The organism is Virgibacillus litoralis (assembly GCF_017873675.1).
GTDB lineage: Bacteria > Bacillota > Bacilli > Bacillales > Amphibacillaceae > Lentibacillus > Lentibacillus litoralis.
This window is the reverse complement of the sequence record NZ_JAGGKK010000001.1, coordinates 137,688-154,236: the sequence shown is the minus strand read 5'-3', so window position 1 is coordinate 154,236 and position 16,549 is coordinate 137,688. Positions and strand designations below refer to the sequence as shown.

Here is a 16,549-nt window from a genome sequence, read left to right as displayed (position 1 = left end):
ATTTGATGGTCATTTTTGGGTGTGACTTTTGACTCGAAATGGGTATGATTAAATCTTTACAAGCGGTTTTCATTGTAATTAATGAAAAAAAGTAAAGAATATGACACATATGGATGATACTTAATTTCTATTCAATTCAACAACAATGGCAAATCACATTAGGCTTGTTTTATCTAACCAAAATTGAAAGGGGGCCTTACTTGATGAGAAATGAATTAATGACAATGCTTGAAGAACAGGAAGATGAAATGATTAAGATTCGTCGCTATTTACATGAGCATCCTGAGCTTTCTTTTAAAGAAGAAAAAACAGCAGCCTATATTGCCGATTTTTACAATGGGAAGGATGTTGAAGTAGAAACGAATGTCGGAAATGGACTTGGAATCATTGTAACGATAAAAGGGGAATTGCCGGGCAAAACAATCGGACTCCGTGCTGATTTTGATGCGTTGCCAATCAAAGAAGAAGCAGATGTTCCTTTTAAATCAAGCACTGAAGGTGTGATGCATGCGTGTGGACACGATGCCCATACAGCATATCTGTTAATTTTGGCCGACTGTCTCATCCGATTAAAGGAAAACATCAAAGGAACCATTAAAATTATTCATCAACACGCAGAGGAACAGCCTCCTGGTGGTGCAAAAAGCATTATGGATTCTGGAAAACTTGATGAATTAGAGGCAATCTTTGGCATTCATGTATTACCAATGGCGAAAGCAGGAACAGTTGGCTATCATAGTGGATATTCTTTTAATGGACGTACTTATTTTAAATTGCGGGTACAAGCAAGCGGAGGGCATGGATCATCCCCACATAAAGCAAATGACGCTATCGTGGCAGGTTCCTACTTTGTAACTGCAGTACAAACGATTATCAGTCGCAGGGTAGACCCGCTGGCAACTGGTGTCGTAACAATTGGTTCATTTGATGGGAAAGGCAGCTTTAACGTTATTAAAGACAGCATTGAGCTTGAAGGCGATATTCGTTATTCGAATGATGAAACACAAGCAGTTATCGACAAGGAATTTCATCGGATTGTGAATGGATTGGAAGAATTGTTTGGGGTAACTTGTGAACTAACGTATACACCTGACTATCCACCATTATATAATGATCCTGAATTGACTGCATTTGTTGCAGGGAGCTTGGAAGGGGTTAAGGATAAAGACATTACAGAAGTCAAAGAATTTCCTAGGATGGCACCATCAGATGATTTTGCGTATTACTTGGAAAAAATTCCTGGTTCTTACTTCTTTATTGGTTGTACCCCAAAAGGTGTCGCAAAACCTTACTTCAACCACCACCCCAAATTCGATATTGACGAGGATGCGATACTAGTTGCAGCCAAATCAGTGGGTCATGTTGCTTGCAGTTATTTGGAAATGGATTAAATGACTAGTTTCGTCGCACATGAACCGGAGTGCCACCCTGATTACGGAGGGATGAGAGCGCAAAACTGGAGTTGAAGCTGTCGAAAGGGTTCTCATGAAAGGGATGAGAGCGCAAAAGTGGTGATGAAGCTGTCGAAAAGGTTCTCATGAAAGAGATGAGAGCGCAAAAGTGGAGTTGAAGCTGTCGAAAGGGTTCTCATGAAAGAGATGAGAGCGCAAAACTGGAGTTGAAGCCAGCAAAAAGTCCTTCATCGAGGTAATGAAGGACTAAAGGCATCATAAAATTTTATTCGTAGTAAGTCCACTGATGAACCCCGACAATATGGAAGTTGGTAGTATTTTTCGAATCGTCCTTTTCGGTTGCACTACTTGACACCAATCATGAATGAGATTGGTAGTAATCTTTCCATTGGGGAATAGAATCTTAAATTCTTTAACACTTCTTAATACAGCGCTTGTAATCGGCTCTCTATCTCCACAGTCGTGACAAACACATTTCCTTTTCATTATAGACACGGAAAATGAATCACATTTAGCACAGGTAGTCCCTTTTTTTAGTTGGTCATAATTGTAGGAAGGTATTTGTTTATAAGGAGAATCTGTGTTATTCAACGACAATAATTTTTCTGCAAGTTTTTTATGACTTTCAGTTAATTTTGAAGGTATTACATTTAAATTTTCCATGTATTGCTTAACTTGAGTTGGAAAAATAATTGGTTTATCTAGAGGTGCTTGGTATAAGGTGAATTTAGGATTAATAAAGACTATGGAAGCATCAATTTGGAGTTTGAATCCGAGGCTGAGAAGTAACTGACGTAGTAAGGATTCGCTTCTGCTCAATTGGTGATATGGATTAATAACTTCTAAGTTGGGTTTCTTGAATAGCTTATCATACTCATAATAATAATCGCCTTTATAGTTTTTCACTTCAAAAAAATAGATCTTTCCTGCCATGATGATGAGGGAGTCAATTTGGAATGTGGTATTATTTACTATCAGTAACAAATCATTTAATATCAAGCATTCACACTGTAGTTTTTCTGTTAAGCTATCAAATAACACCTCTCCTTCGTAGCCTTTTTTTAGATTGAAATAGTACTGCCTTACCTTGCTATCTAAATTCATTCGTTTGCTTAATAATTCTAAGATTATTAATTCATTCGATTTCATACGCGATTTATAAGGCATAGTCCACCTCCTCTTATTTATAGAATCTAGTTTTATTATACTATAATAGAATATTGAAATGGAATACAAAAGGAGCATGAAGCATTTATTGACATTGGGTTTGTATTATAAGTATAATATGAACATATACCGATATAAACATATATATTGTTGAATTGAAACGGAAGGCGAGGGAAATATATTGGAAGAAAATAAAGAAGCTGAAGAAAACGAAATAAGTAAAGACCTGGATGAAGAAACGTTATTTGTGGTATCTCAAACCTTCAAGGCATTAGGAGATCCAACAAGGATTCGAATTCTCCATTTGCTATTTAATAAAGAATACTCCGTAAATGAGATTGCAGAGACACTGCACCTTAGACAGTCAACTGTTTCACATCAATTGCGCATCCTGAAAAATTTACGATTAGTTAAGTATCGCAGAGAAGGTACGACGTTATATTACTCTCATGATGATGAACATGTGATGAATATGTTAAAACAAACATTAGATCACGCTTGTCATAATTAACAAAATAGTACATCTAAGTTGAGCGAAGTGTTGCATAGGAGGTATTACAAAATGGGGCACGATCATGACCATACACATGGTGCAAATAAAAAAGCTTTGATGATCAGTTTTTCAGTAATAACAGCCTATATGATTATTGAAGCAATAGGCGGATTACTTACCAATAGCCTAGCATTATTATCGGATGCAGGTCATATGCTAAGTGATTCCATATCACTCGGAGTTGGACTATTAGCCTTTAAATTTGGGGAGAAAGTAGCTAATTACAGCAAGACTTACGGGTATAAGCGATTCGAAATACTGGCAGCTGTGTTTAATGGTGTTACACTCATATTAATTTCTATTTATATTTTTTTTGAGGCTTACAAACGTTTTACAGCACCACCTGAAGTTGCATCGACTGGAATGCTAATTGTCGCTTCCATCGGCTTATTGGTTAATATTTTTGTAGCATGGATATTGCTGCGTGGAGATACAAAAGAAAATTTAAATTTACGCGCTGCTTTTCTTCATGTGTTAGGCGATTTATTAGGATCAGTTGGCGCAATTGCTGCTGCATTGCTAATCATATTTTTCAATTGGGGATGGGCCGATCCGCTGGCAAGTGTTATCGTTGCAGTTCTTGTGCTAATAAGTGGGTGGAGAGTTACGAAAGACGGGATTCACGTGTTAATGGAGGGAACTCCTAAGAATGTGGATCTAGATGAAATAATTAATATAATGGAAAATGCACAAGGTATTAAAAGTATACATGACTTGCACGTTTGGAGTATCACTAGCGGACAAAATGCGCTCTCCTGTCACGCGGTAGTAGATGGTGACTTGTCTGTCCATGAAAGTCAGGGACTGTTACGAACGATTGAACATGATCTAGAGCATAAAGGTATTGGCCATGTGACAATCCAGATGGAAAACAATGAACACCCACATGAAGATTCGCTGATGTGTCAAAACGACCATGAACATTCGGACCATCAACATGATCATTAAAAACCGCCATTGCCGTTTCATAACGGGTTCACTTCAGAGATGCAAACATTAAAAATACACACGAGATTTCGCTTGTGAAACCCCGTGTGTATTTTTATTGTATGAATTCAGCGGAATGTGAATCACACAAACCAGTGAAGTGAATCGTGGTTCCGCTAAATCGTTAAAAAAGCTGTTCTAGAAGGTTGAAACGGTTCCTGGTTCCGTTATTTACCCAATAACAATGAAAAATGTGGCTGAAAAGGGTAAATAGCGGAATGAGGATTACATAACGCGATCAAAATAGGCGTTTTTAAGGAAATAACGGAATGAGGATCCGCCAAATCTGTGGACATCAGCCTGTCTAGTGAAAATTATGTGATTATAGGTGAGACATAACTTGTGAATTACTGTTTTGCACCTCCCAAGTGAACCCGTTAGAACTCTCAATGGCGTTCTTTTACCATTAGAAGTAAGTTCTACTTCTCCATTTAATATCGTAAACTTAAATATAATGAATTAAATACCGATTACAAAACTAACATAATAACATACACTACTTTCTCCTTAATTACAAGTGAAATTGAACGAATTTTTTCGACAAATTTTGAAATATAATGTTCTAAATTACCTCGTTATCCGTTATAATATAATTAAAATGGGAATGGGAGATTGATAGAAAATGGAGAAAAAGAACATCATGATTATAGCAACAATAAGTGTTATTCTCCTACTTGGTATTGCAGTTCCAATGACTTTACATACAAGCAGTGGTGAGGAAGTCTATAATGCTAGTCCACATATGGAACGACAGACAAGCATAACCCCAATTGACACGAGCAAAAAATTACAGCGTTTTACATATGATGCGGGGGTAAACTTTGAGTATCCGGATGCCGTTCGCGGTATTTATGTTACAGGGCCATCTGCTGGAGGAAGCAGATTTGGAAAACTTACTAGTCTAGTAGAAAATTCAGATTTAAATGCAATGGTAATTGACATAAAAGAAGATCATGGTAATTTAACATTTAAGCCAAAAGAAGGCTCACCATATGAGGATATAGGCATTAATTATATTAATGAACCACGAAAATTGATTAAAGTCCTTGAAGAAAAAGGAATTTATCCAATTGCGAGAGTAGTAGTTTTTAAAGATTCCGTTTTAGCGAATAAACGGCCAGACTTATCTTTTACTAAAAATGGAAAGGTTTGGACCAATAATAAAGGGGAAGCCTTTGTTAATCCATTTAAAAAGGAAGTATGGGAATACAATTTAGAAATAGCTAAGAAAGCAGCTGAACTGGGATTTCAGGAAATTCAATTTGATTATGTTCGTTTTCCGGAAGGATTTGAAAAATACGACAGTGAATTGAGTTATGGCCAAGGTGACTATAAAGATGATAAAACGAATAATATTCAACGTCGGGTGAACGCGGTTACTGACTTTGTCTCATATGCAAGAGAAGAATTGGAGTATTACGACTTAGATGTATCAGTGGATATCTTTGGCTATGCTGCAACAATTCCAGAAGCACCAGGTATTGGACAAAACTTTACGAAGATTTCAAAGAACGTAGATGTTATTTCTTCTATGATTTATCCAAGCCATTGGACATCTTATTTTGATATCCCTGTGCCTGATAAAGAGCCATATAAGTTAGTAACGGAATATGCTAAAGTTGAGAATAAAGTGCTAGGAAAATTGGAAGAACCGCCAACTTCCAGACCGTGGATTCAAGATTTTGAAGCACCATGGTTATATAGCGGCGCAACTAAACAGTATGGAAAAGCCGAAGTAGAAACACAGATAACTGCATTAAAAGAAAATGGTATTAATGAATTTCTAATTTGGAATGCTGGAAATACTTACACCGAGAATGTTGATTATACACCTCTCAATTAAATACGACAGCACAAAAATCATATTTTCATTGTGAAAAATCGGGCTTCTTTAACGTATAGAGTCCGGTTTTTTTACGTATAATAAGCTTTAAAATCGAATTGTGGAAATAACTGGCTATCATTAAAAAATAAGAGGATAATGGACTCTGTAGAAGTTAAATCATGTATTTACCCATTATTTGTTGTTCATAAGCCATATTCTCTATCAAAATCGATTTAACAAAGGCAGGCTCATTCGTTATAATGTAAAAGACTACTAAAGATTAAGGAGTAGATCTATGAATTGGTATCAAAAGCTAAACAAATATTTCCCAATTGAGGAAATGAAGTCCAAAGAGCATATGGATATGCTTTTAAAGGAGAAAGGTGACGTCTACTATAAGGATGAAAGTCCTGAGCATGTTTTGATGTATGCTGAGTTTAATTCATTTCTATTTATAGACTATGTTTGGGTCTCTGCGAACTCTAGAGGCAAAGGAACCGGACATAAGCTAATAGAAAAGCTTAAAAAAAAGGATAAACCAATCATTCTTGAAGTGGAACCAGTCGATTACGATGACACAGACACAGCGAAGAGACTTCATTTTTATAAGCGGGAAGGTTTTGCCCACGCACAATCCATTGGTTACAATCGCCGCTCATTAGCTACAGATGAGGATACTCCTATGGAAATCCTGTTTTGGTCTCCAAGTGATGATTCCGAAGAGGAAATTTATGAAAAAATGAAAAAGATGTACGAAGACATTCATACCTATAAAGACGAAGAGATATATGGTCGAGCATATCAGCCTGTCGATGAAGTACTAAGCTACGATGAAGATCGTGAGTCTGATAACATATTTGAAAATCTAAAAGAAAAAGCATGAACAAATTTTAGCCTCTTGTTATTTTAACAGCAAGAGGCTAAATTTCTAAGTATTTTTCAATTAAAAGGTTTAATTAAAAATGATTTAGGGTATGTTAAAACTAAATGAGAACATTTCATGAACATTTATCAGCACAGTAAATTTTATAGGAAATACTCTACCTTTCGTTTGACAAATGTAGTATAATTATACATATAGGTTATTTAAACTTATTTTAATCTAATAAGTTATTCAAATGTTTATGAAATGACCATACACACTTTTAGATTGAGGAGTGAAGTTTCATGGTAACACTTTATACCTCACCAAGTTGTACATCTTGCAGAAAAGCAAAAGCATGGTTAGAAGAACATGATATACCGTTCACAGAACGTAATATATTTTCCGAACCATTATCGCTGGATGAGATAAAGGAAATATTACGTATGACTGAAGATGGTACAGACGAGATTATTTCAACACGATCAAAAGTCTTTCAAAAATTGGACGTCAATATTGATCAACTTCCGATGAAAGATTTATTTAATCTAATCCAGAAAAACCCTGGATTATTACGTCGACCAATTATTCTTGATGAGAAACGTTTGCAAGTAGGGTATAACGAAGATGAGATTCGCAGGTTCCTACCTAGAACCGTAAGAACTTTTCAACTACGTGAAGCTCAACGACTGGTAAACTAAGTTACTCGTCGATGTATAACAATTACTAACAAAAACGCAGAACCTGAAGTTAGAGGTCTGCGTTTTTTTTATTAAAAGCTAGTGACAAATCGAACGAAATAGGTTAAAATATGAAATTAATTATTAATTTATAGGCATATGAATTTTCAATTTGTATAAGATGTCATACAATAATAATATAAGATAAAGAATGGTTAATAACGTGTAATAAAGGGAACACGAATAATAAATAAACATTAAAGGTGAAGTAGTCTCTTCCACCATTACTATTGACCGTGAAGTCAAGCTTTTTCTAATAGAAGGGAGAGAAATATGATGGAAATAGAACGTATAAATGAGAATACGGTAAAATTCTATATTTCCTATATCGATATAGAAGATCGTGGATTTGAACGTGAGGAAATTTGGTATAATCGCGAACGTAGTGAACAATTATTCTGGCAAATGATGGATGAAGTTAATTATAAAGAAGACTTTAATGTCGAAGGGCCATTATGGATTCAGGTGCAAGCCTTGGATAAGGGACTGGAAATTGTTGTAACCAAAGCACAGGTCTCCAAAAATGGTGAGAATATCGAGCTGCCAACTGAGAATGGAAAGACAATCGATATTTCAGTTGATGATAAGATTGAGGATATGCTGGATGACAAATTTGGTGAAGGGGATGAAAAATCATCCAAGTCCAAAAAAGAAGAGGACGAAGATGGAAATCTATCACTAAGTGTAATGTTTAATGACTTTGAAGATGTTATTCAGTTAAGTCATTATTTCCAAGATAACAAAGATAAAACAGATAAAATAGAAGATACACTCTTCCATTACAACAATAAATATTATCTGTATATAGAATTCCCACAAGATGAGGAAGTTGAAGATGACCATCAAGAAGATATGATTAGTCAGGTTTTTGAATTTGCGAATGACACGGAAGTAACCATTCACTTTCTGGAAGAATACGGGAAACAAATCTTTGCTGATAACACATTTGAACAAGTACGTTCCCATTTTCCAGCTATTATTGGACGCTCTTAATAAAGGGTGTCCTTTTTTTTATGCTGTTTTTTGAAAAGACAAGCCCGGTGGTGAATGTCACTAATACATAATAAATATATGTATTTTTTTAAAGAGCCTATAAAATTGAAGGAATTTGTCACTCGCTGTCGAATAGGTAAAGATGGAGGTGTAAAATTAATGCTTCAGGCTAAAACTAAATATGGAACTTTTGTAACGCTAGCAACCTTAACTAAGCAAGAAATTTCAATACTAAAAGAGCGAGAAGAATTCAGTTGTCCAACATGTAATGAGCCAGTAATAATGAAAGCAGGTACGCTAATGGTTCCGCATTTTGCACATCGTTCCAACAGCAGTTGTCCTTCGAGTGAGGGTGGGGAAGGGCCGTATCATGAAAAGGGAAAATTGTTATTATACCAATGGCTTAAGCATCAACAGCTTACTGTTCAACTGGAGGCGTATTTACCTGAGATTAAGCAGCGGCCGGATATTTTAATTACAATAAACAATAGACTCGTAGCAATCGAGTATCAATGTGCACGAATTCCTGCAGCGCAAGTCCGTGAGCGTAATAAAGGATATCGCAGCGCAGGTATTACACCGATTTGGATCTTGGGTGCGAATCGACTGACACAAAGCAACCGTAGTCACTTAAAAATTGATCAGTTCCTACTTCAATTCATTCATCAATTTTCCTCTGTATTACCACTCATGTTATTCTACTTTTGTCCCAATAGTCTTCAGTTTATTTCATTTCAGGATTTTTACTTTTCAAAAACACAAACAGCAATAGGTAAATTTCATACGAAAAAGTTAAATCAAATGTCATTTAAAGACATGTTCCAAGCAAATTTCTGTACTACAAATGACTTGTTTCAATCCTGGAAATGGGAAAAACGCACATTTCGGTTAAAGGCGACAAACCGCTTATATGGACGAGAGCTGAATTGGCATCAATGGATCTACCTTAAGCAGACACACAAGGAGTTCCTCCCATCAATAATCCACCTGCCGATTTCCTCACAATATATGATGAAAACTCCACCATGGGACTGGCAAAGCAGACTTTGTATTGAAGTCATAGATCCGCTCCCGATGGAAAGCCCTATTTCGGTTAAATCGTGTGAGCATCTACTTCGTCATCATTTCCATCATCCGAATGAATTCCCCTTAATCAAGCAAACAGTTAACCCGGTTCATCAATACCTTCAATTGCTGGAACAGTTAGATGTAATTCAGCAAGTTTCTCCAAACTATTTTGCCAAAAAAAGCCCCATAAAATTTTATAAAAATATTGAGGATGCTCTGGCTGGGGATGAAAAGCTGTTAAATTTGCTGATTACAAACAAAATACGGGCATGATTACGAATTATTTCGTTATACTAATTAGAATGAAGGATTTTTTTCATTTTATCTAGAAATAGTAAGGAAGGATTAGAAAACTAGGCTTATCGCCAAGCCTTAATGGTGAAAGCCTTAGTTGCACTTATGCAGTAAGAAAGGATTTATACTTTCTTAACTGCGAACAAAGGAGGAAACGATAGTGGCAAAAGCAACAAAGGAGTTACCAAAAAGAAGTGAAATACCACAAGAAAAAACGTGGAAGCTGGAAGATATTTTTAAAACAGATGACGCATGGGAGAAAGAACTGCAAGCGCTAAAAAATGATATCCCATCAATTGAAAAATTTCAAGGCAAAATAACGGAGTCTGCGCAAAATCTATATGATGTATTAAGGCTTCAGGATCAGCTGTCAGAGCGAATTGGCAAACTATTTACATATGCACATATGCGATCTGATCAGGATACAACAAATTCAACATATCAGGAGATGAACTCAAAGGCCGAGAATCTGCTGACACTTGCATCAAGTTCAATGAGTTATATTGTTCCTGAAATCCTGGCAATGGACGAAGAAAAATTGGAAAGCTTTGTTAACGAGAAAAAGGAATTAAAGCTATATGATAAAACACTAGATGAGATTTCTCGTCAGCGACCGCACGTGTTAAGTGAAAAAGAAGAAGAATTATTAGCTGAAGCATCAGAGCCCATGTCAAGCGCAGAAAATACGTTTGGAATGCTGAATAATGCCGATTTAACTTTTCCAACGATTAAAAATGAAGATGGGGAAGAAATTGATTTAACCCATGGCCGTTATATAGGATTTTTGGAGTCAAAAGATCGCAGTGTTCGTGAAGCTGCTTTTAAAGCAATGTATGAAACGTATGGCAAGTTTAAAAATACATTTTCTGCTACATTAACTGGCACGGTTAAAACAGACAATTTTAATGCAAAGGTCCGTAATTATAATTCCGCACGGCATGCAGCTTTAGATGGTAATAATATTCCAGAACAGGTGTATGATAATCTGATTGAAGCAGTTAATGATAAATTATCATTGCTGCACCGTTATGCCGAACTGCGTAAGAAAGTGCTAGGACTCGATGAATTACACATGTATGATATGTATACACCACTTGTTAAAGATGTTGATATGACTGTTCCTTATGAAAAAGCACAGGAATATGTGGTTGATAGCTTTGCACCTCTTGGTGAGGACTATGTGAGTAAAGTGAAAGAAGGCTTTGATAGCCGCTGGATTGACGTTGAAGAGAATAAAGGTAAACGTAGCGGTGCATACTCATCAGGCGCGTACGGTACTAATCCATATATATTACTTAATTGGCAGGATAAAGTGAATGATTTATTTACTTTAGCACATGAACTTGGTCATTCATTACACAGCTATTATACGCATGAGTCACAACCATTTCGATATGGAAACTATTCGATTTTTGTAGCAGAAGTTGCATCAACATGTAATGAAGCGTTACTAAATGATTATATGCTAAATCATGTGGACGACGAGAAACAAAAGCTTTATCTGTTAAATCACTTCCTTGAAGGATTTCGTGGGACTGTCTTCCGTCAAACAATGTTTGCAGAATTCGAGCATGACATTCATAAACGCATGCAGGAAGGCGAGGCTTTAACTGCAGAGAAGCTAACGGAAATCTACTATGAATTGAATAAAAAATACTTCGGTGATGAAGTTGTTTCAGACGAGGAAATTGGTCTAGAGTGGGCGAGAATTCCACATTTTTATATGAATTATTATGTCTATCAGTATGCAACTGGATATTCGGCAGCTACTGCACTATCCAATCAGATTCTCAATGGGGAAGAAGGAGCGGTCGATCGTTATCTTGACTTCCTAAAAGCAGGAAGCAGTGATTATCCGATTGAAGTTCTGAAGAAAGCAGGCGTTGATATGACATCCAAAGAGCCGATATTGGCAGCACTTGATGTGTTTGAAGAAAAGCTTAACGAAATGGAAGAACTGCTGTTGAAATAAAAATAAAGTGCTGTCACCGTCTTAATTGTGGGTGACAGCACTTTTTTGGCAAATAAGTGCAACTAAGACTTATCTACATTAAGGCTTGGCGATAAGCCAAGTTTTCTAAGCAGTTAAGAATTTATACACAGCATTAGCGCAACTGAGTTTTGTCGTTAAAGCTTGGCCATAAGACAAGCAATTTTAATAAGAATTATCCTCGCATTCCTCCACGGTAAACATTTCTATGTGTAAACGTATAAATGGTTAAATAAATTGAAATAAATAACATTGGTAATGTAATGAATAGAGGTATCAACTGCATTAGACCGAGAATATTTAAGAAGATGACTATAACCGTTGTGATTAAAAAGATAAGTGGGAGGAGATCCTGCATGATAACCACTCCTATCATAGTATGTTAGTACATCATATGTGACAGAAAAATGAATTAGAAGTGTGACATTTTTGTGAAAAGCTTCACCTGCGATTGAAAAAAACTCCTACTGTTGATAACATAAAAAATGTGAGATGAATCACAAACAAAAAACCCCTTTTGTTTGATCATGAAACTTTCTCCCATCCCCCCCTTTGTTTATTATAAAGGTCGGAGAACTAACTTAGGATATACGCTGCCCCGTATATCCTTTTTTCTTGGCTATTTTTAACCCGACATGGCTGCCGAATGCCCGGCCATCATCTGTCATGTCTTATAGCAAATCTGAGGTTTTGCTGACACCAGGGACCTTATTTGATACATATGCCCTCTAATAACCATGATATATGTGAAATAAGGGCTTCTGTGTCCGCTCGTTAAACCATTTATAGGAACACCCTGTGCCTTTGCAACACGCAGACACCAGCTAAATGAATTTGTAATCAAGCTAGTTAGGTATCTCCATACAAAACACCGCAACTATTGGCTTGGCGATAAGCCTATGAGGTGAGATCTGAACTCGGAAGACTGCCCGCTAAAACGGGAGAGGTTCATCAATATCAAGAGCCCTTAATAATCAGTCAAAAAAATACGCAAAGCACAATCAACTCCATGCTTTGCATATTATTCATCATTATATCTCCAAAATGTCCCGTATTTCACAGGGATCTTTTCTACTGACCGCCTTAACAGCAATTTTTTCATTTCTTTTTCTGTTTTAGCTGTTGTCCAGTCATATACTACCGAAATTTCTTTATTACCGACAACACCATAATTTTTAAGGAAGTTTTCCAATGGTGGTTTGCTTGAAGGTACCGGGTCTTTCTGTAGAATCTGTTTCAGCACTTGGACATAAATATCATATGGATAAAGACCGGAAATTTTAATTCCTTCTTCTTCAGAAACTTGATTAAAAAAAACAATTGTCGGGATATAATCTACTTCCATTTCCTTTGTCAGCTTCAAATCACACTGAAATGCTTTTTTAGCTGAAGTAGAATATAAATCATCTTCAAATTCTTCGATGTCGAGATTTGATTGTTTTGCACATTCCATCAATACTGCTTCATCAGAGATGTTCTTCTTTTTCAGGAAGACATTCTCCTGTATTTTTCGTAAAAAGACTCGGCCCGCTTTTTTCCCTTGCAATTCGGCTGCTTTTATTGCAAGCGATGCAATCCATGGTGACGAAACTGGATTCTCAACCCATAGATCACCATCACAACTCATACCCGTGCGGTTAGCTGTTTTTTCCCAAATATCTCTTAACCGTTTCGGTTTATCAAATTTATCTTTATTAAGTGTATTTAAATGCCCGCTAATAATCGGGCGTATAGTGAAAAATCTACCATATTCAATAGACAACTTTTTCAAATACGGTTCCAGCGACCAGCACTCGGGACAAAGCGGATCTACAAATACATAAATTTCAATTGGTTTTTTTACAAAATCGAAGTAGCTATATTTTGCCGATGTGTTTGTACTTTTTGAGCTTATTAGCCCAGATTGACTCCAACTCACATCGATTCTCCTTTCTATTATTACGGTGTATTCATCATATGGTGTGCTGTCATGGTCAGTTTTTCAAATATAGCTGTTTTGTATGGTTCTTCTATTTCTGCTTCTTCCAATGCTGCATTCATACATTCCAACCAAGCGTCTTTGCGTTCAGCTGTGATTTCAAAAGGCAGATGACGTTTGCGCAGCATCGGATGACCACGTTCTTCGGAATATAGTCTTGGTCCACCAAAAAACTGAGTTAAAAACATTCTCTGTTTTCTTGCAGTTTCCGTTAAATCATCTGGAAAAATTGGAATCAGCTTTGGATGATTACCTACTCTTTTATAAAAAGCTGTTACTAATTTATCGATTGAATCAAAGCCGCCAATTACTTCGAACATTGTTCCAGGTTTGGTCATACAGTTATTCTCTCCTACTATGTTTGTTCTAATTGTAGCAACGTAAAATTTTAAGAGCAACTAATCTGATTTATTCTATTAATTAATTGCTGTCGTTTTTAACCTTGGAAGTGAAGAAACGTTGTATCTTATTAGGTGTTTGACGTCGTTTTATATTAAATTTTTCCAATATCTCCTGCATCATTTTACGACCGGCTTCCTCGGAAGTAGCTTCTAGTTCCAATTCATAGTCAGATGTGTCACCATAAGAACTATAATCAAGCACTAATAACACGTCTTGATAAGTTAGTTCACGTCGTTTGGTTGTCAAATTCCCGAAGTATTTTAAGTCTTCCAGATAAACACCTTTATTTTCCAATTGTTTGGAAGTATACTCTTTTGCTACGAATTCCCCGTTTATCCATTTTTCAGCTTCTTGTTTTGTTAACGTATCATGTGTTTCGAGCAAACCAGTATCATGTGGTTCTTTTAATGTTAGTGTGAATGTGTTATTTTTTTCCCTGATCCTTAATGCACAGCCATTTTTTTTAAGAGAAAAATCAGCAGTTTCAAAATAATGATTTGTTTGTGTTTGCGCATCACTTGGGAAAGGCAAACTATTTAAGACGCGTTCAAACTCGTCTTTTGTTAATAAATTTTTATATTCGATTTCAATTTCCTGTGCCAATTAAAAACCTCCAGTATAAAATATTAATAGGAGTTTAAAAAGGTAAAAGGATGGCAGCTGAATATGCTTAAATAATAGAAATAGCTACTTCCAATAACCAGTCACTTTCACTTTTGTTAATTATGGCGAATGATGTACAAATATGCAAAGATTATCCATTTTCATATATTATGATAAAATGGGAAAAAAGATGATATATAGGTGGTGTGAGGATGAATTGGGATGTATTACTTGCCCCTTATTCACAGGCAGTGGAAGAATTAAAAGTAAAACTAAAAGGAATTCGTGCACAATTTGAGCACGAATCAAGACATTCGCCAATTGAGTTTATTACGGGAAGGGTTAAACCAGTTCCCAGTATCTTAGAGAAAGCAGAAAGCAGACAAATACGACTGGACCGGGTCGAACAGGAATTGCAGGATATTGCGGGAGTTCGAGTTGTTTGCCAGTTTGTTGATGATATTTATACAATTGTAAACATGATCAAATCACGTGAGGATTTAAAGATTGTTGAGGAAAAAGATTATGTATCAAGAAAGAAGGAAAGTGGCTATAGATCTTATCATATGATTATCAAATATCCAGTTGAGACGATACACGGCGTGAAGATGGTAATAGCTGAAATTCAAATTCGCACTTTGGCCATGAATTTCTGGGCAACAAACGAACATTCATTAAACTATAAGTATAAAGGCAGTATTCCATCGAATATTAAATCAAGGCTGCAGCGAGCTTCTGAAGCAGCATTCAAATTGGATGAAGAGATGTCTATTATAAAAAATGAGGTACAAGAAGCACAACGAATATTCCACCGAAAGTAAGGAGAGAGTGTACTGTGAAATTTGCAATAGTATCAAAAGGCGATGAAAGATCAAACAAAATTAAAGCTACTATGAAACAATATTTAACAGATTTTGATTTGGAATATGATGAAGATGATCCGGGTTTAGTTATTTCTGTAGGCGGCGATGGCACGTTCCTTGAGGCTTTTCATCGCTATGTGCATTGCATTGATTCCACCGCGTTTATTGGAGTACATACAGGCCATCTAGGATTCTATGCGGACTGGGTGCCAGATGAAGTTGAAAAGTTAATTATTGAAATTGCGAAGACTCCTTTTCAAATTGTTGAATACCCATTATTAGAAGTGATTATTCGCGGACAAAACGGTGGAAAAGAAGATCGTTTTCTTGCTTTAAATGAAGCTACAATTAAAACGACAGAAGGGTCAGTTGTGTTCGATGTAGAAATTAAAGGAGATCACTTTGAGACATTTCGTGGTGATGGCTTATGTATTTCAACTCCTTCAGGCAGTACAGCGTATAATAAGGCGTTAGGTGGCGGGATTATCCATCCATCACTTGAAGCGATTCAGCTTACTGAAATGGCGTCAATTAACAATCGCGTTTTCCGTACTATTGGTTCACCATTAATTTTGCCGAAACATCATACATGCCTATTGAAGCCGGTTGTGGACCGCAGCTTCTTAATCACGATTGATCACTTTACGGAAAATTATACAAATGTAAAATCAATCCAATGCCGTGTGGCGAAAGAACGAGTCAGATTTGCAAGGTTTAGACCATTTCCATTCTGGGACAGGGTGCGCGATTCATTTGTTGCAGATGATGATAAGGAATTTTAGTAGTAAGGTAAAGAGTGTGGCAGGTGAAGC

The 16,549-nt window shown here is 36.3% G+C and carries 16 protein-coding genes; 11 read left to right on the top strand and 5 right to left on the bottom strand.

Features of this window, described 5'->3' with window-relative positions; all coding sequences use genetic code 11:
• Window positions 1-203: 203 nt before the first annotated feature.
• Window positions 204-1,391 carry an amidohydrolase gene (locus J2Z82_RS00755; RefSeq protein WP_209478888.1) on the top strand — a complete coding sequence of 396 codons (1,188 nt, stop codon included), beginning with the start codon at window positions 204-206 and terminating at the stop codon, window positions 1,389-1,391.
• Between the two features lie 276 nt (window positions 1,392-1,667).
• Here the strand turns inward: J2Z82_RS00755 and J2Z82_RS00750 are convergent, their stop codons facing one another.
• Complete coding sequence (locus tag J2Z82_RS00750) at window positions 1,668-2,579, bottom strand: nuclease-related domain-containing protein (protein WP_342453588.1); 912 nt, start codon at window positions 2,577-2,579, stop codon at window positions 1,668-1,670.
• A gap of 181 nt (window positions 2,580-2,760) precedes the next feature.
• Between J2Z82_RS00750 and J2Z82_RS00745 the strand changes: the two genes are divergently transcribed.
• From J2Z82_RS00745 to pepF, 8 genes are all read left to right on the top strand, one after another.
• Entirely contained in the window at window positions 2,761-3,090 is a 330-nt protein-coding gene (locus tag J2Z82_RS00745) for an ArsR/SmtB family transcription factor (RefSeq protein WP_209478887.1), read from the top strand.
• Between the two features lie 51 nt (window positions 3,091-3,141).
• Window positions 3,142-4,080, top strand: coding sequence for a cation diffusion facilitator family transporter (locus J2Z82_RS00740; protein ID WP_209478886.1), 939 nt, complete (start codon window positions 3,142-3,144; stop codon window positions 4,078-4,080).
• Window positions 4,081-4,741: 661 nt separating this feature from the next.
• The gene (locus tag J2Z82_RS00735; protein ID WP_209478885.1) at window positions 4,742-5,962 is read left to right on the top strand and encodes a putative glycoside hydrolase; all 1,221 of its coding nucleotides are present in this window, start codon (window positions 4,742-4,744) and stop codon (window positions 5,960-5,962) included.
• Window positions 5,963-6,239: 277 nt separating this feature from the next.
• Window positions 6,240-6,827 carry a GNAT family N-acetyltransferase gene (locus J2Z82_RS00730; protein WP_209478884.1) on the top strand — a complete coding sequence of 196 codons (588 nt, stop codon included), beginning with the start codon at window positions 6,240-6,242 and terminating at the stop codon, window positions 6,825-6,827.
• Window positions 6,828-7,111: 284 nt separating this feature from the next.
• The gene (gene spxA, locus J2Z82_RS00725) at window positions 7,112-7,507 is read left to right on the top strand and encodes a transcriptional regulator SpxA (protein ID WP_092493689.1); all 396 of its coding nucleotides are present in this window, start codon (window positions 7,112-7,114) and stop codon (window positions 7,505-7,507) included.
• Window positions 7,508-7,822: 315 nt separating this feature from the next.
• Entirely contained in the window at window positions 7,823-8,539 is a 717-nt protein-coding gene (gene mecA / locus J2Z82_RS00720) for an adaptor protein MecA (protein WP_209478883.1), read from the top strand.
• 105 nt (window positions 8,540-8,644) lie between these two features.
• Window positions 8,645-9,880, top strand: a complete 1,236-nt coding sequence (locus J2Z82_RS00715; protein WP_209478882.1) for a competence protein CoiA — start codon at window positions 8,645-8,647, stop codon at window positions 9,878-9,880.
• Between the two features lie 181 nt (window positions 9,881-10,061).
• The gene (gene pepF, locus J2Z82_RS00710; RefSeq protein ID WP_209478881.1) at window positions 10,062-11,873 is read left to right on the top strand and encodes an oligoendopeptidase F; all 1,812 of its coding nucleotides are present in this window, start codon (window positions 10,062-10,064) and stop codon (window positions 11,871-11,873) included.
• 193 nt (window positions 11,874-12,066) lie between these two features.
• Here the strand turns inward: pepF and J2Z82_RS00705 are convergent, their stop codons facing one another.
• The 4 genes from J2Z82_RS00705 to J2Z82_RS00690 all read right to left on the bottom strand — a co-directional run bounded on the left by J2Z82_RS00705 (window position 12,067) and on the right by J2Z82_RS00690 (window position 14,874).
• Complete coding sequence (locus J2Z82_RS00705) at window positions 12,067-12,249, bottom strand: hypothetical protein (RefSeq protein ID WP_209478880.1); 183 nt, start codon at window positions 12,247-12,249, stop codon at window positions 12,067-12,069.
• Window positions 12,250-12,912: 663 nt separating this feature from the next.
• The gene (locus tag J2Z82_RS00700) at window positions 12,913-13,809 is read right to left on the bottom strand and encodes a ClpXP adapter SpxH family protein (protein WP_209478879.1); all 897 of its coding nucleotides are present in this window, start codon (window positions 13,807-13,809) and stop codon (window positions 12,913-12,915) included.
• 20 nt (window positions 13,810-13,829) lie between these two features.
• Complete coding sequence (locus tag J2Z82_RS00695) at window positions 13,830-14,207, bottom strand: globin domain-containing protein (RefSeq protein ID WP_209478878.1); 378 nt, start codon at window positions 14,205-14,207, stop codon at window positions 13,830-13,832.
• 82 nt (window positions 14,208-14,289) lie between these two features.
• Window positions 14,290-14,874, bottom strand: coding sequence for a CYTH domain-containing protein (locus J2Z82_RS00690; RefSeq protein ID WP_209478877.1), 585 nt, complete (start codon window positions 14,872-14,874; stop codon window positions 14,290-14,292).
• 212 nt (window positions 14,875-15,086) lie between these two features.
• On the opposite strand from J2Z82_RS00690, the gene yjbM reads away from it, so the two are divergent.
• Complete coding sequence (gene yjbM / locus J2Z82_RS00685) at window positions 15,087-15,695, top strand: GTP diphosphokinase (protein ID WP_209478876.1); 609 nt, start codon at window positions 15,087-15,089, stop codon at window positions 15,693-15,695.
• A 14-nt stretch (window positions 15,696-15,709) separates the two neighbouring features.
• Window positions 15,710-16,519 carry an NAD kinase gene (locus J2Z82_RS00680; RefSeq protein WP_209478875.1) on the top strand — a complete coding sequence of 270 codons (810 nt, stop codon included), beginning with the start codon at window positions 15,710-15,712 and terminating at the stop codon, window positions 16,517-16,519.
• The last annotated feature ends 30 nt before the right edge of the window (window positions 16,520-16,549 follow it).

What these genes read in the sequence shown, in the direction of transcription:
- J2Z82_RS00755 (WP_209478888.1), top strand. Translation starts at nt 204, where the DNA reads ATGAGAAATGAATTAATGACAATGCTTGAAGAACAGGAAGATGAAATG.
- J2Z82_RS00750 (WP_342453588.1), bottom strand. Translation starts at nt 2,579, where the DNA reads ATGCCTTATAAATCGCGTATGAAATCGAATGAATTAATAATCTTAGAA.
- J2Z82_RS00740 (WP_209478886.1), top strand. Translation starts at nt 3,142, where the DNA reads ATGGGGCACGATCATGACCATACACATGGTGCAAATAAAAAAGCTTTG.
- J2Z82_RS00735 (WP_209478885.1), top strand. Translation starts at nt 4,742, where the DNA reads ATGGAGAAAAAGAACATCATGATTATAGCAACAATAAGTGTTATTCTC.
- J2Z82_RS00730 (WP_209478884.1), top strand. Translation starts at nt 6,240, where the DNA reads ATGAATTGGTATCAAAAGCTAAACAAATATTTCCCAATTGAGGAAATG.
- spxA (WP_092493689.1), top strand. Translation starts at nt 7,112, where the DNA reads ATGGTAACACTTTATACCTCACCAAGTTGTACATCTTGCAGAAAAGCA.
- mecA (WP_209478883.1), top strand. Translation starts at nt 7,823, where the DNA reads ATGGAAATAGAACGTATAAATGAGAATACGGTAAAATTCTATATTTCC.
- J2Z82_RS00705 (WP_209478880.1), bottom strand. Translation starts at nt 12,249, where the DNA reads ATGCAGGATCTCCTCCCACTTATCTTTTTAATCACAACGGTTATAGTC.
- J2Z82_RS00695 (WP_209478878.1), bottom strand. Translation starts at nt 14,207, where the DNA reads ATGACCAAACCTGGAACAATGTTCGAAGTAATTGGCGGCTTTGATTCA.
- yjbM (WP_209478876.1), top strand. Translation starts at nt 15,087, where the DNA reads ATGAATTGGGATGTATTACTTGCCCCTTATTCACAGGCAGTGGAAGAA.